The 24052-nt window shown below is 44.6% G+C and carries 20 protein-coding genes; 10 read left to right on the top strand and 10 right to left on the bottom strand.

Translation table 11 applies throughout. From position 1 onward, the window contains the following. Positions 1-70: 70 nt before the first annotated feature. Positions 71-2104 carry a methionine--tRNA ligase gene (gene metG / locus H8B19_RS01195; protein WP_186504945.1) on the top strand — a complete coding sequence of 678 codons (2034 nt, stop codon included), beginning with the start codon at positions 71-73 and terminating at the stop codon, positions 2102-2104. 54 nt (positions 2105-2158) lie between these two features. Here metG and H8B19_RS01200 read toward each other — a convergent pair whose 3' ends face one another. Then, positions 2159-2905: a class I SAM-dependent methyltransferase gene (locus H8B19_RS01200; protein WP_186504946.1), complete on the bottom strand. Its 747-nt coding sequence runs from the start codon at positions 2903-2905 to the stop codon at positions 2159-2161. Between the two features lie 48 nt (positions 2906-2953). Between H8B19_RS01200 and gloB the strand changes: the two genes are divergently transcribed. Both gloB and H8B19_RS01210 read left to right on the top strand, forming a co-directional pair. Further along, entirely contained in the window at positions 2954-3733 is a 780-nt protein-coding gene (gene gloB / locus H8B19_RS01205) for a hydroxyacylglutathione hydrolase (RefSeq protein WP_186504947.1), read from the top strand. Between the two features lie 138 nt (positions 3734-3871). Then, on the top strand, positions 3872-5551 hold the full coding sequence (locus H8B19_RS01210) for a LysM peptidoglycan-binding domain-containing protein (RefSeq protein WP_422121140.1): 1680 nt from the start codon (positions 3872-3874) through the stop codon (positions 5549-5551). Between the two features lie 130 nt (positions 5552-5681). On the opposite strand, the gene H8B19_RS01215 is transcribed toward H8B19_RS01210, so the two are convergent. The 4 genes from H8B19_RS01215 to H8B19_RS01230 all read right to left on the bottom strand — a co-directional run bounded on the left by H8B19_RS01215 (position 5682) and on the right by H8B19_RS01230 (position 8482). Continuing rightward, a complete protein-coding gene (locus H8B19_RS01215) occupies positions 5682-6026 on the bottom strand; it encodes a ribonuclease E inhibitor RraB (protein WP_186504949.1) in 345 nt (114 codons plus the stop codon). A 105-nt stretch (positions 6027-6131) separates the two neighbouring features. Beyond that, positions 6132-6359, bottom strand: a complete 228-nt coding sequence (locus H8B19_RS01220; RefSeq protein ID WP_186504950.1) for a hypothetical protein — start codon at positions 6357-6359, stop codon at positions 6132-6134. 145 nt (positions 6360-6504) lie between these two features. After that, complete coding sequence (locus H8B19_RS01225) at positions 6505-7701, bottom strand: ABC transporter permease subunit (protein WP_186504951.1); 1197 nt, start codon at positions 7699-7701, stop codon at positions 6505-6507. Continuing rightward, positions 7685-8482 carry an ABC transporter ATP-binding protein gene (locus tag H8B19_RS01230; protein ID WP_186504952.1) on the bottom strand — a complete coding sequence of 266 codons (798 nt, stop codon included), beginning with the start codon at positions 8480-8482 and terminating at the stop codon, positions 7685-7687. Before H8B19_RS01230 ends, H8B19_RS01225 begins: the two co-directional genes overlap by 17 nt. A 134-nt stretch (positions 8483-8616) precedes the next feature. On the opposite strand from H8B19_RS01230, the gene H8B19_RS01235 reads away from it, so the two are divergent. From H8B19_RS01235 to H8B19_RS01245, 3 genes are all read left to right on the top strand, one after another. Next, entirely contained in the window at positions 8617-9321 is a 705-nt protein-coding gene (locus H8B19_RS01235; protein WP_186504953.1) for a Yip1 family protein, read from the top strand. A gap of 30 nt (positions 9322-9351) precedes the next feature. Next, positions 9352-10188, top strand: a complete 837-nt coding sequence (locus tag H8B19_RS01240) for a substrate-binding periplasmic protein (RefSeq protein WP_186504954.1) — start codon at positions 9352-9354, stop codon at positions 10186-10188. 77 nt (positions 10189-10265) lie between these two features. After that, the gene (locus tag H8B19_RS01245; protein ID WP_186504955.1) at positions 10266-11435 is read left to right on the top strand and encodes a cupin domain-containing protein; all 1170 of its coding nucleotides are present in this window, start codon (positions 10266-10268) and stop codon (positions 11433-11435) included. A gap of 49 nt (positions 11436-11484) precedes the next feature. On the opposite strand, the gene H8B19_RS01250 is transcribed toward H8B19_RS01245, so the two are convergent. Then, on the bottom strand, positions 11485-12279 hold the full coding sequence (locus H8B19_RS01250; protein ID WP_186504956.1) for a DUF3025 domain-containing protein: 795 nt from the start codon (positions 12277-12279) through the stop codon (positions 11485-11487). Between the two features lie 48 nt (positions 12280-12327). Between H8B19_RS01250 and H8B19_RS01255 the strand changes: the two genes are divergently transcribed. From H8B19_RS01255 to H8B19_RS01265, 3 genes are all read left to right on the top strand, one after another. Continuing rightward, a complete protein-coding gene (locus H8B19_RS01255) occupies positions 12328-13986 on the top strand; it encodes a M28 family metallopeptidase (protein ID WP_186504957.1) in 1659 nt (552 codons plus the stop codon). Positions 13987-14235: 249 nt separating this feature from the next. Continuing rightward, positions 14236-15909, top strand: coding sequence for an asparagine synthase B (asnB, locus tag H8B19_RS01260; protein WP_186504958.1), 1674 nt, complete (start codon positions 14236-14238; stop codon positions 15907-15909). 236 nt (positions 15910-16145) lie between these two features. Then, positions 16146-17177: a mechanosensitive ion channel domain-containing protein gene (locus H8B19_RS01265; protein WP_186504959.1), complete on the top strand. Its 1032-nt coding sequence runs from the start codon at positions 16146-16148 to the stop codon at positions 17175-17177. Positions 17178-17245: 68 nt separating this feature from the next. Here the strand turns inward: H8B19_RS01265 and H8B19_RS01270 are convergent, their stop codons facing one another. Genes H8B19_RS01270 through dusC form a run of 3 tightly spaced genes read right to left on the bottom strand, consistent with a single transcriptional unit; the run spans position 17246 to position 20909 of the window. Further along, on the bottom strand, positions 17246-18517 hold the full coding sequence (locus tag H8B19_RS01270) for an amidohydrolase family protein (protein WP_186504960.1): 1272 nt from the start codon (positions 18515-18517) through the stop codon (positions 17246-17248). Further along, on the bottom strand, positions 18514-19932 hold the full coding sequence (locus H8B19_RS01275) for an amidohydrolase (RefSeq protein ID WP_186504961.1): 1419 nt from the start codon (positions 19930-19932) through the stop codon (positions 18514-18516). Before H8B19_RS01275 ends, H8B19_RS01270 begins: the two co-directional genes overlap by 4 nt. A 35-nt stretch (positions 19933-19967) precedes the next feature. Then, the gene (dusC, locus tag H8B19_RS01280) at positions 19968-20909 is read right to left on the bottom strand and encodes a tRNA dihydrouridine(16) synthase DusC (protein ID WP_186504962.1); all 942 of its coding nucleotides are present in this window, start codon (positions 20907-20909) and stop codon (positions 19968-19970) included. A gap of 107 nt (positions 20910-21016) precedes the next feature. Between dusC and H8B19_RS01285 the strand changes: the two genes are divergently transcribed. After that, positions 21017-21694 carry a DUF599 domain-containing protein gene (locus H8B19_RS01285; protein WP_186504963.1) on the top strand — a complete coding sequence of 226 codons (678 nt, stop codon included), beginning with the start codon at positions 21017-21019 and terminating at the stop codon, positions 21692-21694. A gap of 60 nt (positions 21695-21754) precedes the next feature. Here H8B19_RS01285 and pnp read toward each other — a convergent pair whose 3' ends face one another. After that, complete coding sequence (gene pnp, locus H8B19_RS01290) at positions 21755-23884, bottom strand: polyribonucleotide nucleotidyltransferase (RefSeq protein WP_186504964.1); 2130 nt, start codon at positions 23882-23884, stop codon at positions 21755-21757. Positions 23885-24052 lie beyond the last annotated feature (168 nt).

Consider the following 24052-nt stretch of genomic DNA (forward strand, 5'->3'; position numbering starts at 1 on the left):
GGGCGCGAGTTTCGGTAAGATTCCGCCCTTATTTTTCAACCTTTAACTAAATTGGTCTGCTGTTTCTATTATGTCCCAAACAAACCGTAAAATTCTTGTTACCAGCGCACTTCCCTATGCCAACGGCTCTATTCACTTAGGCCATTTACTTGAGCATATTCAAACGGATATCTGGACAAGATTCCAGCGAATGCGCGGGCATCAATGTTACAGCGTATGCGCCGATGATGCACACGGAACCCCGGTAATGTTAAAAGCTCAGGAGCTTGGCATTACCCCTGAAGAAATGGTTAGCCGTACCCGCGCAGAACACCATCAGGATCTGATGGACTTTGGCATCGATTACGATAACTATTATGTAACCCACTCGGATGAAAACCGCGAGTTGTGTGAACTGATCTACAACCGTCTTGATGAGTCGGGTTATATCGTTAAACGCACCATCAGCCAGTTATTCGACCCTGAAAAACAAATGTTCCTGCCGGATCGTTTTGTTAAAGGTACCTGCCCTAAATGTGGCGCAGAAGATCAAAACGGTGACAGCTGTGACGTTTGTAGTGCGACCTATTCACCGGTTGAGATGAAAAACCCACGTTCTGTAGTATCGGGCGCCACTCCGGTATTAAAAGATTCTGAGCACTTCTTTTTTGACTTACCGCAGTTTGGCGACATGTTGCAGGAGTGGATGAAAAGTGGTGCTGTACAGGCCGAAATGGCCAACAAATTACAGGAATGGTTTGAAGATGGCCTGCAGCAATGGGATATCAGCCGTGATGCGCCTTATTTTGGTTTTGAAATTCCAGGTGCACCGGGTAAATATTTCTACGTTTGGGTAGATGCGCCAGTGGGTTATATGGCCAGCTTTAAAAACCTGTGTACCCGCGAAAATATCGACTTTGACGCGTTCTGGAATAAAGATTCCGATGCCGAGTTGTATCACTTTATCGGTAAAGACATTACCTATTTCCACAGCCTGTTCTGGCCTGCCATGTTAGAAGGTGCGGGTTTCCGTAAACCAACCGGGGTGAACGTGCATGGTTTTGTCACTGTGAATGGCGCCAAAATGTCTAAATCAAAAGGTACCTTTATTAAAGGCCGTACCTTTTTAGATCATTTAAATCCTGAGTATTTGCGTTATTACTATGCCAGCAAATTAAATGATGGCGTGACCGACATCGACTTAAACTTTGAAGATTTTGTGTTAAAAGTAAATGCCGATCTCGTGGGTAAAGTGGTCAACATTGCCAGTCGCTGTGCCAGCTTTATCACCAAGCGTTTTGATGGCAAATTGTCTGACAACGTACTTGAACCTGAATTAATTGCTGAGTTCCAACAGGCAAGTGCCACGATTGCTGGATACTTTGAAAAACGACAGTACAACCGCGCCATTCGCGACATTATGGCGCTGGCCGATAAAGCCAACCAGTTTATCGATGCCAATGCCCCGTGGGTTACGATCAAAGATGAAAACAAACAGCAGTTTACCCATGATGTATGTTCATTAGGCATTAACCTGTTCCGTATTTTAGTGACTTACTTAAAACCGGTATTGCCGACCATGGCTGCGGGAGCAGAAGAATTCCTCAACGATAACTTAAACTGGGACAGTGCCTCCAGCCTGTTAACCGGCCATGCCATCAACAAGTTCAAACCATTAATGCAACGTGTGGATATGGAAAAAGTCGAACAATTAATTGAAGCCTCGAAAGAAGATTTACAGGCAACCGCAGACAAAGCCATCGATCCGGACAGTGAACTGGCGAAAGATCCAATTGGTGAAACCATCGATTTTAATGACTTTGCCAAAGTCGATTTGCGTGTAGCACTGATTGCTAACGCAGAACATGTTGAAGGCGCAGAAAAATTACTGCGTTTAGAACTCGATTTAGGCAGCGAAACCCGCCAGGTATTTGCCGGCATCAAATCAGCTTACGCACCAGAAGATTTAATTGGCAAACATACCCTGATGGTTGCCAACCTGGCACCGCGTAAAATGCGTTTTGGTTTATCTGAAGGCATGGTGTTAGCGGCAGGCCCGGGTGGTAAAGATTTATGGATTATGGAACCACACGCTGGTGCTAAACCGGGTATGAAGGTTAAATAATTCCAGGTTATTTGCTAAGAAGCCCGCATTAAGCGGGCTTCTTTATAGCGGATATCAACGTGATTCGCGATGCAAGGCCTGCACACTGGCGCCCACGGGCGAGAATTTGCGGCTCATCTGCCATTTGGGTTTGATCATGGTTAGAGTCGACTCTCGCTTGCGCGCCACTATCATATAAACCGAGCCCAGAAGTGGTAAATAACGTTCGCTAAAACGCTGAATTCTGCCATCTGATTCTGCCAGTTTAGGCCAGAGCATTTCCGCAAATAAAAAACGCTGGTCTGATAAAATTTCAAAACCCAGTAACTGTAACCAGTCTTTAATTCGTGCTGCGCGAAAAAAACGCGCCTGATGTAACAGCGGGTGTTTTTTCAAGGGAATTAAACGACGTAATCCAGCCAGACTAAAGGGATTAAATCCGCTGATCACCACATGACCTTCGGGGATAAGTGCATAATGTACTTCACGCAATATTTGGTGTGGATCGCGGGCGAAATCCAGTTCATGCGCCAGCACAAAGGCATCAATGCTGTTTTCCTGATAAGGCAAACTGGTGGCTTTGCTCACCAGAGTGGAACCCTCACAGGCTTTGGTGGTCTGTAAAATCTGATGTTTAATCGGGCAACAGGTTAAATCAAGCTGGCAACTTAACTGGCCTAATTGTACAAGCTGATAGCCAAAAAACTGGCGGCATTTTTCACTCAGATGGGCGTTACTCAACTGAAGAATACGCTCTCCCATTGGCATTTGCTGCCAGTTGTCGGGATAATGCAGTTTATTATCGAGTAAAGCAGGTTTCATGCAAGCAGCTAATCTACTTATATACAATTCAGAAATGAAGTTGGAATAATGAACCTAAATAATTTTAATGTCACGCCTATCGAGGCATTCAGTGATAACTATATCTGGTGTATTGAGCTGGACAAGCATTGTATTGTAGTCGATCCGGGCGATTCAGCGCCGGTATTAACCCATTTAAACACACATAACCTTACGCCAGTCGCACTATTAATTACCCATCATCACGCCGATCATATTGGTGGTGTAAAAACGCTGGTCGAAAAGTACCCTGACATTCAGGTCATTGCTGGTGATAACAGCCGTATACCTTGTGTCACTCAGCTTGTTAAACAAGGTCAGTCTGTTGATATTGAGCAACTCAATTTGAGATTTGAGGTGCTGTCGGTACCCGGTCATACACGTGACCATTTCGCATTTTACAGTGACCTCGGTTTATTTTGTGGTGATACTTTATTCTCCGCTGGTTGTGGACGTTTATTTGAAGGTACGCCCGACCAAATGCTTGATTCACTTAAAAAACTAAGCGAACTACCAGCCAGTACGCCAGTATATTGTACCCACGAATATACCTTATCAAATATCAGATTTGCGCTGGCAGCAGAACCGAATAATCAGCAATTACAGGCCTATCAGCAACATTGTCAAAACTTACGTGCTGCACAAAAACCAACTCTTCCCAGTTCAATTGGACAGGAACTGGCAATAAACCCCTTTTTGCGCTGTACTGAACAGGAAATAATTAACAACGTAAAACAGCATTCACAACAGCCACTTAGCTCTGAAAATGACGTATTTGCTGCATTGAGAAGCTGGAAAGATAATTTTTAACCCGTACAATGATGACGCATTGACTCAACTCATGTTTTAATGGTGCGATACACATAAATGCAGGCAATACCGAAACATCCTGCGCTTTGGTCAGAAACCGAATAAAAACAGCAGTTCGATAACAAAGGAATTCTTGCAATTATTATGAAGCGATTACTTAGCCTCCCTCTTCTACTTGTGCTAAATGGCTGTGCCACCACGTCCATCTGGAACGACATTACCGAGCAACAACAAACCGAAGAGCACCTGATTGCCAACAAAATCGTGCAAAAGTGTGAACAAGGCGACACCAGCGATATTGATTCGCAGGACTGTGAACAAGCTCACAGCGGTGTTATCCCGGTAAATCATCCCAGCGAAGAAGTCGATATTGAGTTACAAGCCAATCAGGCTGTAATTGAAGAAGCCATCGAAGAACCGGTAGAAATTACAGATGTCTGGGAGCGTGTACGTGATCAGCTGCATTTCGCTATCCCTGACAATCGTCGTGTTGCCAATCAGCGTAACTGGTACCTGGAACACCCCACATACATGCAACGTGTAACCAAACGTGCTACACCATTTTTGTACATGATTGTGGATGAAATTGAAAAACGTGACATGCCGCTGGAACTGGCTTTATTACCTATTGTGGAAAGTGCGTTTGATCCCTTTGCATACTCACACGGACGCGCCGCAGGCATGTGGCAGTTTATTCCCGCCACCGGCAAGCGTTTTGGTTTAAAACAAGGCTGGTGGTATGACGGTCGCCGTGATGTTGTTGCAGCCACACAGGGCGCGCTCGATTATTTAACCTATTTGTACAAGATGTTTGACGGTAACTGGTTACACGCGCTTGCAGCCTATAATAGTGGCGAAGGACGTGTATTAAGAGCAGTTAAGCATAATCGTAAAAAAGGTAAATCTACCGATTTCTGGCATCTGGATTTACCACGCGAAACCCGCGCTTACGTGCCCAAATTACTGGCGCTGGCAGATATTCTGAAAAATACCGACAAACGTGAAGATTACTGGTATCCCATTGCCAATCAACCCGTTACCGAAGTGGTGGATATTGGTTCACAAATCGATTTGGCTCTGGCTGCTGAGTTAGCAGAAATGCCGGTTAAAGAACTACATGCACTAAACCCGGGGTATAACCGCTGGGCAACCGATCCGGATGGCCCCCATCGTTTATTGCTGCCGGTAGAAAAAGTCGGTGCTTTTAGTCAAAAACTGGCAGAAACAGCCGATGATAAACGCCTGAACTGGGTACGTCATAAAGTCAGAAGTGGCGACAGCCTGTTAAAACTGGCACATAAATACCACACCACCGTGGATATCATTCGTGATATCAACAAAATCAAAGGTAATGTGATTGTTGCCGGTGATCACCTGTTAGTCCCGGTGGCGTTAAAATCACTTGATTCCTATGCCCTGTCACAGGATCAACGCATCGAAAAATTACAGTCTCGCCCGCACGGTGCCAATAAGCTTACCCATTATGTTGTCAGTGGTGATACCTTCTGGGATCTGAGTCGCAAATACAAAGTGAGTATGCGCAATCTGGCCAAATGGAATGGCATGGCACCCACTGATCCTTTAATGCCAGGCAAAGAACTGGTGATTTGGGTCAATAAGGTGAGCGCCAACCAAACTGACAATTCGATTATGCGCACCCTCACCTACACAGTACGAAATGGTGACTCACTGGCACGTATAGCCAAACGTTTTAAAGTACTGGTGAGCGATATCACCAAATGGAACCAGTTAAACGTGAAGAAATACCTGCAACCGGGGCAAAAACTGAAAATCTTTGTGGATGTGACCCGAACCTAAGTTGCGAGTTGCGAGTTGCGAGTTGCGAGTTGCGAGTTGCGAGTTGCGAACAGAATGATAAATGATGAATGCCGCTAAAAAGCGGCATTTTTATTAAATGATTATTTCCTTGGGCTTTTTGAATTAATTTCTATTTACCGTTTTGCGCGATACAACCCCAGCCATCGATCTCAACGTTATATAACTCTGCAATACAAGTCATAAATCCTGACACACACAGTAAAATATTCTGAGTTACTGGCATGTCTATTAAAAGTTGAACTATGTATTGTTCTTCTTCAATTAATACACTTGATTTTCCATACTGAAAGTCATCTAGGAAACCTGCAACGGTCTCAGCTTTATCTTTGCTTCCGCATTTAAACGTAAAATCAACTTCTCTAAACTTTTTAAAGTCATCGCCATCAGAATTTAATCTTCGAAGAACATCTGTATCTGCTTCTGTTGCTTCCATTAACTTTGATATTACAGACATTTTTTTAAATCACCTCTTTACTTACGAGCAACCTCACATGTAGTTATCCACAAATAAAATCCAGCACGCAAAAACCATACTTTTAAGTACCGTGTTTTACACGTTTCATCCAAACAAATAGGTCAAAGTGAAGCCAATAATTGCACCAATAAGACCACCAATAAGATAGTCTGGAAGTTTAGATTTAAATGAGTTTGCATGTTTTAACTCAGCTCTTAATACTCCAATTTCTTCGTGTGCGTTGACCAACATAGCTGGTAGCTCCAGTAATTGTTCTTCTTTATGCTGACGTTCCTTTTCATACGTTTCTAACAATCTTTTTGATCCAGCCATGCTTGATGTAATTCCTTTTTCAACTTAACAAAATGAAAGCACAGACCAAGTAGTTACTTTTCTACAATAAGTCTGCGTTTTCTTTTATAAGTGCGCATCGTTCAGATACAAGCTCACCGCTCGAAACTCGATGCTGTGTTCTCTCCTACCTAAACAACACCTTTTCCTGATTAAACCAGTACACACAAAAGGCGATTAAGCCACCGGCGATAAGCACGGTTGAACCAAAAATACTGAACAATGCAAAGTAGTCCATGGTGCCTTTAATCAGCTCTTTCATGGCTAACGCCACATTGGTAATGGGTACCCAGGCCCAGCCACCGTCCAGAGAAACCCCAGGCAACATAGCCACCATAATCGGCAGGATAATAAAAATAACCAGCGCGCCCATATAACTTTGTGCTTCTTTAAAGCTACGGGCATATATAGACAAACACAACAGCACAGAGGCAAAAATCGCGGTTACGGGCAACAACATCAGAAACATTAAAATAAAATCCAGGGCGCTAATTGCTGACATAAATTCTGCAACAAACTTAATCGCCATGCCCTGACTCAATATCACGCCCCAGGTCGCCATACTCAAGATGGTAATCAATGCTGAAACCCCACCTGCAAAGGCAATGGTTAAAAATTTGCCTAACACCAGTTTATAACGTGCGATGGGCGAGATTAATAAGGTTTCCAGGGTACCGCGCTCTTTTTCACCGGCACCAATATCAGATGACGGGTACATCGCCCCCTGAAAGCACAATAAAAAGACCAGGTAAGGCACCATACCGCCAATCTTTTCGCCCCAGTTCTCGCGTTTGTCTGCCACATCCTGTTTTTCCAGCACAATAGGTTCAAGCAGGGCTTTTTGTTGTACGTCAGTCACTCCCAGCTGTTGAAAAGCCTGGAGCTGACGGTTTTTAGCAATATCTTCAACCAGTTCATTTACCCGGTTATAAACCATATTAAGTGATGCATCATTCAGGTACAGCGACAATTTTTGCTGGCCAGCATCAAATAAATTTTGTTCAAAGGACTCGGGGATCACCAGCACAAAATCTACTTTTTGCGCTTTAATCAATGCCGCGTAATCGTCACTGCCGTTGATATCAACCAGGCTGAATTTGTCTTCGGCTGCGAGCAGCGCATCGTATAAACCCGGCGCATAGGCTTCACCTGTGATAGCAAATTTTAATACTTTGTTTTGTGCTTCTTTAATGGCATTGCCGGAAATAAACGCCATCGAACCAATAATTAATGGAAACAGCAGTACAGGTAACGCGATCATAAAAAATAATGTTTTTTTATCGCGAATTAACTCTTTGATTTCTTTATTAAACACTTGCCACATATGACTCTCCTTGTGCCAACGCCTGCATAAATGAATGATGTAGGTTACCGTCTGATAGCTGTTTAAATTCATCCAGACTGCCGTCAAAACAACTGGTGCCCTGATTAATCACTGTCACGCGATCACATAATTCACTGACTTCATCCAGGTGGTGGGTCGAGAAAATAACCGGGGTGCCATCCGCTTTTAAACGTTGAATAAACTCAAGCACAGTCTGGGTGGCCATGATATCCAGACCGGTAGTAGGTTCATCCAGGATAACCAGCGCGGGCTTGTGCATTACCGCACGTGCAATTGCAGTTTTTTGTTTCATGCCGCTGGAGAAGGTTTCACTGCGCCTGTCTAAAAAACTGTGCATATCGAGCAAGTCTGCTAACTCGTCAATGCGTTGTTCAATTTGTGATTTAGACATGCCGTGCAGCTGACCGAAGTAAGCAATGTTTTCACGTCCGCTTAAACGGCCATATAAACCTGTAGTACCCGATAGAAAGCCGATTTTTTTGCGCGCAACAATCGGATTTTGCAACACATCTTCACCGTCGATAAATATCGAACCAGAATCCGCTTTTAACGCCGTAGATAAAATACGTAACGTGGTGGTTTTACCCGCCCCATTGGGGCCCAGTAATCCCAGTACCTGACCATTATCACAGCTGAAACTGACATCCTGTACAGAGTGAAAAAAACGTCCCTTTAAGCGAGGGTCCCTGCGCTCCTGCTCACTGAGTTTTTTAGGGTTATCCACTGCAAACCGTTTAGCGAGCTTTTTGATCTCTATCATCAAGTAAATCCTTGTTTTTAATCCTATATTTGCTCTGGAAATTAACCACGATATTACATAGTATTCGCAATGTTAATGCAATTACACGGACAAGATACTTTTGTTGCGAAATGTATCACCAACGGGAATCCCTAATGGAAACTATCACTAATCCCTTTCAGGCTTGTAGCGAGGTGTTTGTAAAACCCAATCGCGTTTTTGCCACCTTACAGGAAAAACACAACTGGTCATGGATCCCGTTTTTTCTGATCTTATTTATGGCAATACTGCCAACCTATTTGTATTTCGGCTTTGTCGATTTTGACTGGTATAAGGAATTTCTGGTTCAGATACAGATGGCAGATAAAAGCCCCGCCGAACAACAATCGTTTCGCGATAATTTCAGCATTGAACAGGTGAAAATTTTCTCAATTATCGGTGTTACTGTCGGTTTAATTGTGATCAACGCCATCGTTGCTATTTACCTCAATGCCATGGCCAAAATGGACGATAACAATGTAAATGGCTTCACCGACTGGTATGGCTTTACCTGGTGGACCAATATGCCAATTGTTATCAGTGGGCTTATTAGTTTATTAATGCTGGCGCTGGCAAGTGATCATCAAATTCCTCCCACGGCCCTCTCCCCGACTACGCTGTCTTATGCGCTGTCTTTGCCTATGAATTCAGACTGGTACGGATTAACCAGCAATATTCGTCTGGAATCGTTCTGGTCAATTTATTTAACTGCAGTGGGTGTAAGCCGCTGGACACAGCTTTCCAATGGCAAATGCTGGATGATTGCTATTATCCCTACAGCACTCATCTGGGGAATTTGGCTGATAGTGAAGCTGGTTTAAGGCCTGATAAAACAATGTTATTGTGCACGGATGCAGCAATTTAACCCTTTATATCTTTTGTCTGCAGCGATACTGTTTTTCAGTGTCGCGGCACATTGTGCGTCGGGTTCAGCGTCACAGCAAAACGTCCCTCCATTATTATTGTTAACAGAGCACAGCCCTCCCGGCGAATATCTGGATGAAAATGGGCAGGCTACAGGTGCCACGGTTCAGCTGATTAAACTGATCATGCAGCGTCTGGATGAAAATGGTCGTTTTAGTATTCAACCCTGGGCTCGCTCACTCGCTATCGCTCAAACCAGCCAGAATACGGTGTTATTTGAAACATCCCGCACCGAGGCAAGGGAAAAACAATTTAACTGGGTAGGCCCACTTAAGCACTATGATGCCGCACTATATGGGCGTGACGATATTTTGCCAGCCAACCTGTCGCAACAACAAATTAATCAGGGTTTTATTGCCTGCGCAGCGCGTGGCTCATTTTTAGCAAGCCAGTTGACAGACCATGGGTTTATCGAAGGTAAAAATCTGGTACTGACAACCAATGATGATCAGTGTGCGCCCATGCTGCTGCAGGGACGTATTGACTTAACCCCTTTAAACGAGCGCGCACAACAACAGGTCACTCAGCGCTTGCCAGATCATGTCAATTTAGTTGAGGTTATGCATTTTCCTGCCAACGAATTGTATCTGGCTTTTTCAAAAGACATCCCCAGAGAACGATTAGAACGCTGGCAACTGGCACTGGAACAGACCTATCTTGATGGCAGTATGCGCAAACTTTACGAGCCGGTTTACCGCGAACAAACCATTGCGTTTTTAGAACAGTTTGCCCAGCAACAGGAACGTATACGTCAAACGAAATAGTGTTATAACACTGGGAATTCCAGGCAATTTTTTGTAGGGTACGCGCCTGCCCAATTAACCCGCCGAGTCGGTTACTTATGTTCACATTACATCACCTTGAACCAAAAACTTTTCTACGTGATTACTGGCAAAAAAAACCACTGCTTATCCGACAGGGATTTAAAGACTTTGTCGATCCCCTTGATGAACACGATCTGGCTGGCCTCGCGATGGAAGAAGATATTGATGCGCGCATAGTCAGCCAAATCAACGGTCAATGGCATCTTACTCAGGGGCCATTCGAATCTTTTGACGCTCTGTGTGTAGGTCAGTGGTCATTATTGGTACAAAATGTTGATGGTTATATTGATGACGCCAGCTCACTGTTAAATGCCTTTAATTTTATCCCGCGCTGGCGAGTGGATGATTTAATGGTGAGTTTTTCTGTGCCCGGTGCTGGCGTCGGCCCGCATCTGGATCAATATGATGTATTTATTATTCAGGGCAAAGGTAAGCGTCACTGGCAGGTGGGAGATAAAGGTCAGCATAAAACTTTACTGCCCCACCCTAAATTATCTCAGGTAGCAGCGTTTGAGCCGATTATCGATGCAGTACTGCAACCAGGAGACATTTTGTATATTCCACCTGGTTTCCCTCACTGTGGTGAAGCCATCACTGACTGCCTGAATTATTCAGTGGGATTCAGAGCACCCGATCAAAAAGCGCTGTTAAGTGATTTTGCAGACTATGCGCTCATTCAGCAAAATTATTTTAATGAACGTTATCAGGACCCGGATTTGCCAACACGTAAATTAGCTGGCGAACTTAAATTAACCGAAATAACTCAATTAAAAGCCATGATGAAACGCGCACTGGATGACCCTGAATGTGACCACTGGCTGGCCAGTTATCTCAGTTTTGCCAATGATACGCTGCGTCCTCCCACGCCGTTATTAAATCAGCAACAAGTACATGGTTATATTTGTGAAGGCGGCCCTGTATACCGGCGCTTAGATGTAAAACCAATTTGGCGCGAATCACGCACAGACAAGGTTGTGATACACATGGGAGACAGCCATTTTGAACTGACGCAATCTTTATTACCTGTTGTTGAGTCTTTATTCAGTGCGACTGAATGGTGTTATTGCGACGATTTGTTAGCGACAGAGTTAGCCGGTGAAGACCTGTCCGCGCTTACTCAACTGTTAACACAATGGCTTAATCTTGGATACTGGTCATGTGAGTTACATGACGATATGCAGGAATAATTAAACATTTCATAACAGGTTTAACCTAAATACCCAGCGTTAAGCCTGTCTAACCTTTTGATTTCTGCGCACGTCGCCTGGGCATAAAATATTGTGGGTTAGCGTAAAAGTCTTCACGCAAATTCAACTCACTCCAGCCCGGCACGCCCAGTAAAGGTAGCGGACACAGCTCTCCTTTTTGCGCAAACGCATTAGCCTTTAGCTTTTCGGCCAATAAGCTATCAGTTATATGTTGTTGCTGCTCTGTTTCCAGTTGCCAGAAATCAGCCTCTACTTTAATTTCGACCCATTTTCCGGTTAAACCGATAAAAGGATTAAGCAACATTTCCAGATTGGCGTGACCATAAACCAGCGCGCTAATTTGGGTCCCCCACTGTTTTCTTTGTTGCCAAAAAGCCTGATGCCACTGATGTTCACGCAACAAATCCGGAATATTTGAATCACTATGAACGATAAGCACACCACATTCGTCTAAATGGGTTAAATGATTACGCCTTTTCGTGCGGGGGTTTAAACCAAACTGGTCAATATCCTCAATATGTTGCTGGTTAATCAGGCTTTTACTTTGCGGGAACGCCAGCCAGATACAGGCATTAAACCAGTCATGCCAGCTATGGATACGGGTCGGGATCTGATGCTGCTGAAAGATAATCTGTTCGTAATACAAATCCTGATCAAATTGCCCATTATCATCTACAAATTTTTTAGTTGCGCTGGTAAAGCCATTTAAACAATCGACTGTCGGCCAATGCTCAAACGCCTCGAAATTAAAGCGCTGAAATTGCGAAAAAGGTACTTGTCGCCAGATTTGTGGCATCCATTGCGTAAGATTAGAGTTGTGCAACGGTTTTCCTTATACTGTTGGGGTTTCAATAAAAACAAGAGCATTATAATGAAAAACTATCTTAAACTCATGGCGCTGGTACCGGTTGTTGCGCTAACCGCTTGTGATAACGCATCACAAACCACCAGTAAAATGGAACAAACAACAAACACCGGGAACACATACGAGCAGGCCTATCAATCGATTAGTGCTGATGATTTACGTGAATACACTAAAGTTATCTCCTCTGATGAATTTGAAGGACGTTTACCCACCAGCCTGGGTGAAAAGAAAACCCTTGATTATTTAACCAGCGAGCTTCAAAAACTGGGATTACAACCGGGTAATGGCGACAGCTTTTTGCAGCCGGTGGAGCTACTGGAAATTACGGCCAGTCCGGATGTCAGCCTGACTTTAGGTGATGAACAACTCACCTATGGTGATACCATGATGCTGGGCACCAAACGTGAACAGGAAAGCGTAGAATTCAGTGATTCAGATATCGTTTTTGTGGGTTACGGTATTAATGCCCCTGAGTACGACTGGAATGATTACGCCAATGTAGATGTAAAAGGCAAAACCGTCATTATTCTGGTTAATGATCCCGGTTTTGAAAATCCGGACAGTGGCAAGTTTCAGGGTAAAACCATGACCTATTACGGGCGCTGGACCTACAAATATGAAGAAGCCAGTCGTCAGGGCGCTAAAGCAGCAATTATAGTACATGAAACCGAACCTGCATCTTATGGCTGGACTGTGGTTGCAAACAGTTGGAGTGGTCCTCAGTATGGCCTGGTAACCGACAACGGTAATATGGACAGGGTAGCAGCCGAAGGCTGGATCCCGCTGGAAGTGGCACAAAATATGTTCCGCCGCGCCGGATTTGATTTTAGTCAGGAAAAAGCCAAAGCACTGCAAGGCCCCTACGCCAGAGACCTGAACATAAAAGCATCAGCCAGTATTCACAGCAAACTGAAAAAATCCACCAGTTACAATGTATTGGCAACGGTACCGGGTACAACCAAGCCGGATGAACACATTATTTATACAGCGCACTGGGATCATCTGGGTAAAGATGAGAGCTTAACCGGCGACCAGATTTATAATGGTGCGCAGGACAATGCTACTGGTACCGCAGCGTCACTAACCATGGCCAAAGCCTTTATGAGTCTGGCCAATAAACCTGAGCGCTCCGTTTCATTCCTGATTGTTACCGCTGAGGAGCAAGGTTTACTGGGCTCTTATTACTACAGCGAACATCCGGTTATTCCACTGGATAAAACAGTAGCCAATATTAATATGGATGCCATGAATATTCTGGGTAAAACCAAGGATGTTATCGTTGTGGGTAAAGGTAAGTCTGAACTGGAAAATTATCTGGATGCAGCGGTGAAAAAACAGGGCCGCTATTTAGAAGGCGAAGACAAGCCTCAGGCGGGTTATTACTATCGTTCAGATCACTTTAGCTTTGCTAAAAAAGGGGTTCCTGCCTTATACAGTGAAGGCGGCACCGTGCCAATTGATGAACAAACCGCAGATTACCGTAAACGTATGAGCTTAATCACCACCGGCTGTTATCATCAGGTATGTGATGAATTTCGTGACAAATGGGACTTCAGTGGTGTGCAACAAGATACCCGGATGTTATTTGATGTTGGCTATCATATTGCCAGTTCAGATGACTGGCCTAAATGGTCTAAAACCAGTGAATTTCAGCGCCAACGCTAAAATTTAAGATAAAGCCCGTAAAAATACGGGCTTTTTTATATGTAATAGCAAAATTCTTGCGCTTTTCACTTGCATTTTTCTACCACGCTGGCACATTCAGGTAAAAGAGTGAAAAGAATACCCTCGTCGGCACCAAGTCATAAAAATAATAAGGTGTCATGCAGATTGGCTCGGTTATATTGAGCCTGTATTTATGCCGGTCAAAACCGGAAACATTAAATTAACAAACGTTGAGAGAGAACAACATATATGTGTGGTATTTTTGGTATTCTGGACATCAAAACTGATGTTACAGAGTTGAGGACGCAAGCATTAGAACTTTCCAAGACGCTACGTCACCGTGGCCCTGACTGGTCAGGTATCTGGAATAATAATAATGCTATTTTGGCTCACGAAAGACTGGCCATTGTTGATGTAAATAATGGCGCCCAACCTCTGACCAATACCAATAATAATCACATTCTGGCAGTCAATGGTGAAATTTATAATCATAAGAAACTTAGAACAGAACTAGCTGCCCCTTACGATTTTAAAACCGAATCAGATTGTGAAGTGATCCTTCCTTTATATCAGGAACAAGGTGTTGAATTTATCGATCGCCTGCAGGGTATGTTTGCTTTTGTATTATACGATGCAGAGCAAGATGCCTACCTGATTGCACGTGATCACATCGGTATCATTCCGCTGTACACCGGTTACGATGAACACGGTAACTTCTATGTGGCATCAGAAATGAAAGCCTTAGTACCCGTGTGTAAAACGGTGAAGGAATTTCCTCCCGGGCATTACCTGTGGAGCAAAACCGGCGAGCTGAAAAAATACTATCAGCGCGACTGGATGCAATACGACAATGTTAAAGACAACACCACCAGTCTGGATGATTTAAAAACAGCTTTCGAAAAATCGGTACGTTCACACCTGATGTCAGATGTGCCTTATGCCGTGTTATTGTCCGGAGGTCTGGATTCATCACTGGTATCTGCAGTGGCGGCTAAGTATGTTGCCAAGCGCATTGAGGACGAAGGCCAGAGCGACGCCTGGTGGCCTCGCCTGCACTCATTCTCGGTAGGTCTGGAAGGCGCACCTGATTTAGTGGCAGCCAAAAAAGTAGCCGATATGATTGGCACGGTGCACCACGAAGTACACTTCACCATTCAGGAAGGTCTGGATGCCATTCGTGACGTAATTTATTTCCTTGAAACCTATGACGTAACCACCATTCGAGCGGCAACACCTATGTACCTGATGAGCCGGAAAATCAAGGCCATGGGGATTAAAATGGTGTTATCCGGTGAAGGTGCCGATGAGATATTTGGTGGTTACCTGTATTTCCACAAAGCACCAAATGCCAAAGAATTCCATGAAGAAACCGTACGTAAACTTGAACGTTTACATATGTTTGACTGTGCACGCGCCAATAAAGCCACCGCAGCCTGGGGCGTGGAAGCACGTGTGCCTTTCCTCGATAAAGAGTTTATGGATGTGGCGATGCGTCTTAATCCACAGGATAAGATGTGTATTGACGGGAAAATGGAAAAATGGGTATTACGTAAAGCGTTTGATAACGGCGAATACCTGCCAGAAGAAGTATTATGGCGTCAGAAAGAACAATTCAGCGATGGCGTAGGTTACAGCTGGATTGATTCATTACAGGAATATGTTGCCACGGAAGTATCAGACCAGCAGCTGGCAAACGCTGAATTCCGTTTCCCGATTAATACACCAGATACCAAAGAAGGTTATTTCTTCCGTACTATCTTTGAAAGCTACTTCCCGCAGGAAAGTGCAGCACAGTGTGTACCGGGTGGAAAATCGATTGCCTGCAGTACGGTGGAGGCACTTGAATGGGATGCCAGCTTTAAAAACAATGCTGACCCATCTGGCCGTGCGATGAAAGACGTGCACTCCAATGCTAAAAAATAACGCTATTGCTAATAGCTAACTTTAAAAGCCACCTCTTAGCAGGTGGCTTTTTTGTTTAAGAAGGTTGGTAACAACCCCGTTTGTGATTTAACACTTTACTTGTTCTGCTATTGATCATCTCAACCTACAATCAGATTGCGCCTATATCGTGCTACTGTTAATAATTGCGTTATCAATGCCACTATCCGACATATGATTCAAAATGCCAAAGCAGACAAAAACAAGGATGTCACAACATGAATAATGAGTTATTTATTCAACAATGGTTACCCGTTGTTGCCACGATTGTTTTTTTCGCTTTTGTACTTTGGATTGCCAACTGGCTGTTGTTTAAACGCAATAAAAACACCAGTAGTAACAATAGTTTCGCCCGCCAATTTACCATGTTGTTGTTATGTTTAATCACGATGGTCGCCATCGTTATCACCCTGCCATTAAGTGACTCCACCGAAACTCAGGTATTAGGTTTGGTGGGATTAGTCCTGTCGGGCTTGCTGGCTTTCTCCTCTACGACGGTATTTAGCAATCTGGTTGCTGGTGCATTAATGCGGTTTACTCAGCCATTTCGCACCGGTGATTTTGTCAGGGTGAATGATATTTTTGGCCGGGTAACGGAGCGTGGATTATTTGATTGTGAAGTCCAGACTGAAAATCGTGACCTGATTTCCATTCCGAATAATTTAATGATCAACAGCCCAATTACGGTTACCCGCAGCTCAGGCACCATTGTTTCTGTCAGCTTATCTTTAGGCTATGACATTCATCACGGCAAAGTTGAAGAAACGCTGAAACAAGCTGCACTGAAAACGGGACTGGAAGAACCTTATGTTCACATAACAGAACTTGGCAATTTCTCGGTGACCTATAAGATCAGTGGCCTGTTAACTGACGTTAAAAGTCTGCTAACTACGCGCTCAAATTTATACTGCAATGTGCTCGATTATTTGCACCAGCAAGGCATTGAAATAATGTCTCCCACATTTGTCAGCCAGCATGCTGGCGAACACGTTCAGAAAAAAATTCCACGCTCTGGGTTAAATGTGACTGACGATGCCAGCGAATCAGTGGCTGAAGATATCGTATTTGATAAAGCGGAAAAAGCCGAACAACAGGAAAAATCATTAACTAACTTACAAGCGCGATTAGAGCAGCTAAATCAGCTGCTAGCGGACGCCGATAAAGAACAAAAAACCGCGTTAGAAAAACGTATTCACAACTTAAAAGTCAGGATAGACACTATTAAAAGCACACCCAAAGAAGAAACCTGAGCAGATTCGGGGCCGAAGAACTTACAGATAATGATGAAAAAGGCTCCAATCGGAGCCTTTTAAGTTAATTAATGTTGAAACTGCACTGGCAGTTTCGCGTCGCGATTAAGATACCTGTCGCGCAATTTAGTTTGACGACTCACCATATCAATCTGTTTGCCATGGATAATTACATTTTCAGGGGCATTCATCACTTCAAGTGGATCACCATTCCAGATCACCACATCCGCCACTTTGCCGGCTTCAAGCGATCCATAGTCATTATCGATACCATAAATTTTTGCAGTATTTATGGTAAGAGCTGCTAACCCATCAATCCAGCTCAGGCCGTTGGCCACCGCATTACCTGCATGTTGGGTCATCAGGCGAATATTATGGGTCTCAACACCAATGGATACCATAACGCCTGCATCAGCTAAACGCCCTGCATTGGCCATAGTGGCGGCTAACTGGTCAAAGGAATATGGCAGATTCGATTCCGGGTTTAGAATAACCGGAATATTTGCAACAGCAATTTCCTTAGCCAGCATCCAGCCTTCTGTTGCATACAGCAGAACCACATTAAGCTTAGGATGACGCTGTTTAAGCGCTATCACTTGTTTAATATCTGCAACACGATGTGCGCCAATCAATAATGGCTCATCACCCGCGACAACAGCCAGTAGTGCGTTGATATCTGCCGGATTGAGCTGCCCATGATATTCGGCAGACAACGCAAGCTTTCTACCGTTACGCGCTTCCACTTCCGCTAACGCATTCTCCAAAACCGGCCATAATGCCGCGCGACTACCACTGGCATCATCTGCTCCATTATTTGATACATCAATGCGGGTAAATGCCTGAGGCCTGACTAAATTGTCCCCTTCACCAAGAGACAAAATTGCCCCCTGCCCTTTAAACATTGCATGGGTATAGTTAATGCTGGTCGCAGCACTGGTAACCCCCTCAATGCGAGCAACAGGGATTAAACTTGACGCCGGATTAAGCGCATAACTCACATCCAGTGCGGCACCGTAAGGCGAGTAATCTGATGGCGACACACTGGCATCCACTGTACCGGCCCAACTGCCCACTTCTTCCAGACCCAGCTGGGTTTGTGCACCAATTAACCCCGGAGTGACAACTTTATCCGCGGCATCAATTTGACGATAGTCCTTTGGTATTGCATTGATATCCACAATAGCTTTGATACGCTCGCCATCAATTAATAACGCTTTATCGGTTACGCTACCCTGTTTACTCAGGGTATGCATCGTACCACCTACAATCGCGACTTTTTCCGCCAGTACGCTTGCACTAAACAACGAAGTGAGTGTCAGGCTGATGATTAGTTTTTTCATTTGCTGTCTCCCTCACCCGGTTGGCCCAATTCGAAGTCCGATACCGGCCAGCGCGACGGATCATCACGATCAAAAGCCAGTCCTCCATCGATATAGACTTTTTCAGCTTGTGCATAGGTAGAAAAAGGGTCAGTGCTCCATAACACCAAGTCGGCATTTTTACCCACTTCCAGCGAACCGGTTTTATCAAAAATCCCCAGAGACTTTGCCGGATTGGATGATAACCACTGCCATGCATGGGCTTTGCTTATATTAATACCAGCCCGCTGTCCGTCACCTAACGCTTTTGCCGCTTCCTGATTTAACCGCTGAATACCTAAATCACTGTCTGAGTGCACAATAGCGCAGGCGCCAGCCTTGTCTACCATGGCAATATTTTCGCGAATGCCGTCATAGGCTTCCATTTTAAAGCCCCACCAGTCAGCCCACATCGCCGAACAGACCTTATTTTCAGCTAATTTATCAGCAATTTTGTAGGCTTCTACCGCATGCTGGAACGAAGTTATCTGGTAACCAAATTCTTTCATTACATCCATCATGGTGCCCATATCATCGGCGCGATAACAATGCATATGTACTTTAATGTCACCTTTCAACGCGCCAGCCAGCGTTTCCAGACGTAAGTCGCGTTTTGGCGCTTTTGGATTTTTACCGGCTTTATATTCTTCGGTGTATTTATCCCAGCTGCGCTGATAATCCTGTGCGTCAGCCCAGGCCTGTCGGTATCCGGCAACATTACCCATACGTGTGGAAGGTCCGCCTTTTTTACCATAAACCCGTTTGGGGTTTTCACCACAAGCCATTTTTAATCCATATGGCGCATCGGGGAATTTCATATCCTGCACGGTACGATTAGGCAAATTTTTAACCGTAACCGAACGGCCTCCCACTAAATTTGCCGAGCCGGGTAAAATTTGTAATACGGTGACACCGCCAGCTAACGCACGACCAAAGCCGGGATCCTGTGGCCAAACTGAATGCTCTGACCACACCTGTGCAGTTACCGGATTAGTCGCCTCATTACCATCAGAGTGAGATCCGGTTGATGGCGATGCGTAAACACCAAGGTGTGAATGCACATCGATAATACCCGGGGTTAACCATTTATCCTTACCATCGATAACTGTATAACCGTCTGGAATTTCCAGTGATTCACCCAGTTGCTGAATTTTTCCATCAGCCATTAACAAAGTGGCGTTAGCGATTTGCCCACCTAAACCATCGAGTAAATTAACATGTGTAAATGCTATTTTTTGTGAAGGCAGGGCCTTATAGGTACTGGGGAAAGGATTTTGATTAATATCGACAAAAGGTGCTTGTTGTGGCTTGGTATCATCACCACAACCACTTAGCAACCCAGTTGCCACCACCAGCGTGCCAAGCAGCACTGGTGATTTGAGCGAGGTTTTAAACATTAGATTTTTATCCCTGTTATTATTTGGGATATAGACTAATGTGCTGTTAAATTTTGTTCAAGTTGTTGCACTATCTCTTCGGACTGTTTTAATCGTCGAATTTGTGCAAATAAATCATCAGCTTGTTGATATTGCCTGGCCAGATAGCCCAGCCACTGTTTAATCCGGTTCGGATAATATTTCCCCTTGTCACCAAATATTTCATAACCAGAATAGTTAATTAATAACTCAATAACCTGCTGCCAGGGCATCGGCTGCTCACCATGTGCGATTACACGCGCTAAGTTGGGCATGGCTAATGCACCGCGTCCCAACATTAAATCCGGGCAATTTGAGGCATCAGTACAACATCTGGCATCGTCTGCATCCCAGATTTCGCCATTAGCAATAATAGGGATGTTTACCTGCTGTTTAATTTTGGCAATCCACTGCCAGTGCGCAGGGGGTTTATAACCTTCGACCTTGGTACGTGCATGTATAACCAGTAAATCTGCCCCCGCAGCTTCAATAGCTAACGCGTTATCGATTGCTTTGGATTTATCTTCAAACCCCAGGCGCATTTTAGCGCTGACAATATGAGCTTTATCCACCGCTGTGCGCACTGCTGACACTATCTGATACAGACTGTCGGTATGCTGCAATAATACCGCGCCACCTTTACTGTTATTCACAGTTTTGGCAGGACAGCCAAAATTCAGGTCAACACCGTACGAGCCTAATTCGGTGGCGCGCACCGCATTCTCTGCCAGCCAGTTTGGCTCCTGCCCTAATAACTGTACACGCACAGGGGTGCCTGCCGGGGTTTTACCTTCATTGTGCAATTCAGGACACAACCGATAAAACACTTTGGCTGGCAGTAATTGATCGACTACCCGCACAAATTCGGTTACGCACATATCAAAACCACCGATTCGGGTCAGCATGTCGCGCATAAGGTGATCCACCACCCCTTCCATTGGTGCCAGCATGATTGCCATAAAAAGTGTTATCTCTTATTTACTTAGGTGTCTTAAAAATGGGCGCGAAGTGTAGCAAAATAGGCATACAATCAACACCTAATTTGCGCTTAAGGAAAAATTGCAGCATGACCCTGATTGATATTGTTGGATTGGTCTGGTTTTTAGTTTTATGGGTAGGCTATACCCTGTTTGCCAAACAACGGGCTCGTACAACCTTATGTTTAGCCAGTGAACTGAGGGCAAAGCGCAATAACTGGATGCTGCAAATGTTATTACGGGAAAACCGTATTGCTGATGTGGCGATCATCGCTGCTCAGGAGCGTAACATCAGCTTTTTTGCCTCGAGTGCGCTGCTTATTATCGCGGGTTTATTAACGGCCCTGTCTTCGGCTGAACAGCTCTCGAATGTATTGCATCAGGTTATTCCCGGATTGCCGCAAACCACCCTGCAAATTCAACTCAAACTGGTATTAATGGTTTGTATTTTTGTATTCGCCTTTTTTCAGTTTACCTGGGCACTCAGGCAATACGGTTTTGGTGGTGCATTGGTAGGCGCTGCGCCAAACGGTAACCGCATCCCGGAGGAACAGCTTGAGACCTATGCTAACCGCACAGCGAAGGTGATTGATCAGGCCGGACATTCGCTTAACTATGGATTAAGGGCACTTTATATGTCGTTATCCACACTAGCCTGGTTTATTGATTCACGCTTATTTATGTTTACTACGGTTCTGGTAGTGCTGGTTATGTATCAGCGCGAATTTCATTCTAAAGCATTAAAGGCGTTAAAAGACTGCGTTTAAACCCAAGATTCAGACAATAAAAAAGGAGCCTGCTGGCTCCTTTTTTGCTTTGCTTAGAACTTACTCTTCGCCAGGCGCTTGCTCTGCTGGCGCTTCTTCTGCAGCAGGCTTTTCAATCAGTTCCTTCATGCTTAAACGCACGCGGTTCTGACGGTCAATTTCCATCACTTTAACGTCAACCTTTTGGCCAACCTCAAGGAAATCAGACACCTTGTTTACACGCTCGTGAGCGATTTGTGAAATGTGTACCAGACCTTCTTTACCCGGTAATACTTCAACAAAGGCACCGAAATCAACGATACGTTTAACTTCACCGTGATAGGTTTTACCCACTTCTACTTCAGCGGTTACCTGCTCGATCATGCCAATAGCGACTTCAGCTTTAGCACGCTCGGTAGCAAAGATTTTCACCGTACCGTCATCTTCAATTTCGATGCTGGTATCAGACGCTTCAGTAATAGAACGGATCATCGCGCCGCCTTTACCGATAACATCACGGATCTTGTCCTGATCTACTTTGATGGTGTAGATACGAGGTGCGAATTCAGACATTTCTTCACGGTGAGTACCGATAGCCTGATCCATAACACCCAGAATATGCAAACGTGCTTCTTTCGCTTGTTTCAGCGCTTTTTGCATGATTTCTTTGGTGATACCTTCAATCTTGATATCCATCTGTAGTGCAGTTACACCAGTAGAGGTACCGGCTACTTTAAAGTCCATGTCACCTAAGTGATCTTCATCACCTAAGATGTCAGACAATACAACGTAGCTGTCATCACCTTTCACCAGACCCATCGCGATACCCGCAACAGAGGCTTTGATTGGTACACCAGCATCCATCAGAGCCAAAGACGTACCACAAACAGACGCCATTGAAGATGAACCGTTAGATTCGGTGATTTCAGATACCACACGTACCACGTATGGGAATTCTTCTTCGCTCGGCATTACGGCAGCAATACCACGCTTAGCCAGACGACCATGACCAATTTCACGACGTTTAGGCGAACCGACAAAACCTGTTTCACCCACACAGAATGGAGGGAAGTTGTAGTGCAGCATGAAACGGCTGTTTTCAGTACCGTTTAAACCGTCGATCATCTGTGCATCACGCTCAGTACCTAAAGTTGCAGCAACCAAGGCCTGAGTTTCACCACGGGTAAATAACGCAGAGCCGTGAGTACGCGGTAAAATGCCAGTGCCAACGTTTAAGGCACGGATCATTTCAGGATCACGACCATCGATACGTGGCTCACCTGCCAGAATGCGTGAACGTACTACGTCACTTTCCAGGTTGTGCAGCATTTCGTGCAATTCTTTTTCGTCTTGCTCTGGGTTAGCTTCTAAAATAGTTGCAGCAGCTTTATCAGTAGCAGCAGTTACAGCGTCTTTACGCGCTAACTTGTCTGAAATCTGGTAAGCAGCAGTCATATCAGCTTCAGCTAATTCCTTAACCTTGGCTTTTAATTCAGTGTTTTCTGCAACTGGCTGCCAATCCCAGCTAGGAGTATTAACCTGTTGTGCAAAATCATTTACGGCGTCAACCACAGTCTGCATAGACTCATGACCGAACATAACCGCACCTAACATCACTTCTTCAGATAAGATGTCAGCTTCAGATTCAACCATCAGTACGGCGCTTTGCGTACCGGCAACAACCAGGTCTAACTGGCTTTCTTTTTGCTCGCTGTAAGTGGTGTTCAGTACATACTGACCATCCATGTACCCTACACGTGCAGCACCAACCGGACCGTTAAACGGCATACCAGAGATAGCTAACGCGGCAGAAGTACCGATTAATGAAATGATATCAGCTGGGATTTCCGGGTTAGCAGATACCACAGTGATGATGATTTGAACTTCGTTGTTAAACCCTTTAGGGAATAACGGACGAATTGGACGGTCGATCAAACGTGCAATCAAGGTTTCTTCTTCTGAAGGACGACCTTCACGTTTGAAGAATCCACCCGGGATTTTACCTGCAGCGTAGGTTTTTTCCTGATAGTTAACGGTTAACGGGAAAAAGTCCTGATCAGGTTTTGCATCTTTTTTACCCACAACCGAAACCAGTACAGAGGTATCGTCCATGCTGGCCATAACAGCGGCCGTTGCCTGACGCGCAATTACGCCAGTTTCTAATGTTACGGTGTGTTTACCGTATTCAAATGTTTTAGTAATCGGAGTCACTTAAATTTCCTTTCAATTTAATATCTTCGCTTTTTAATCGCGGCGCATAGTATAGCGGTATGGCATCATCAATAACAGGCTTTGAAGCCGAATTTGCTCGATTGAAAAAAGATTTAACAAATTTTCCAGAAGAAAATACTGCCAGCGGTGCCAACATATTTTAAAAGC

The organism is Neptunicella marina (assembly GCF_014270035.1).
In the GTDB taxonomy this organism is placed as follows: Bacteria; Pseudomonadota; Gammaproteobacteria; order Enterobacterales; family Alteromonadaceae; genus Neptunicella; species Neptunicella marina.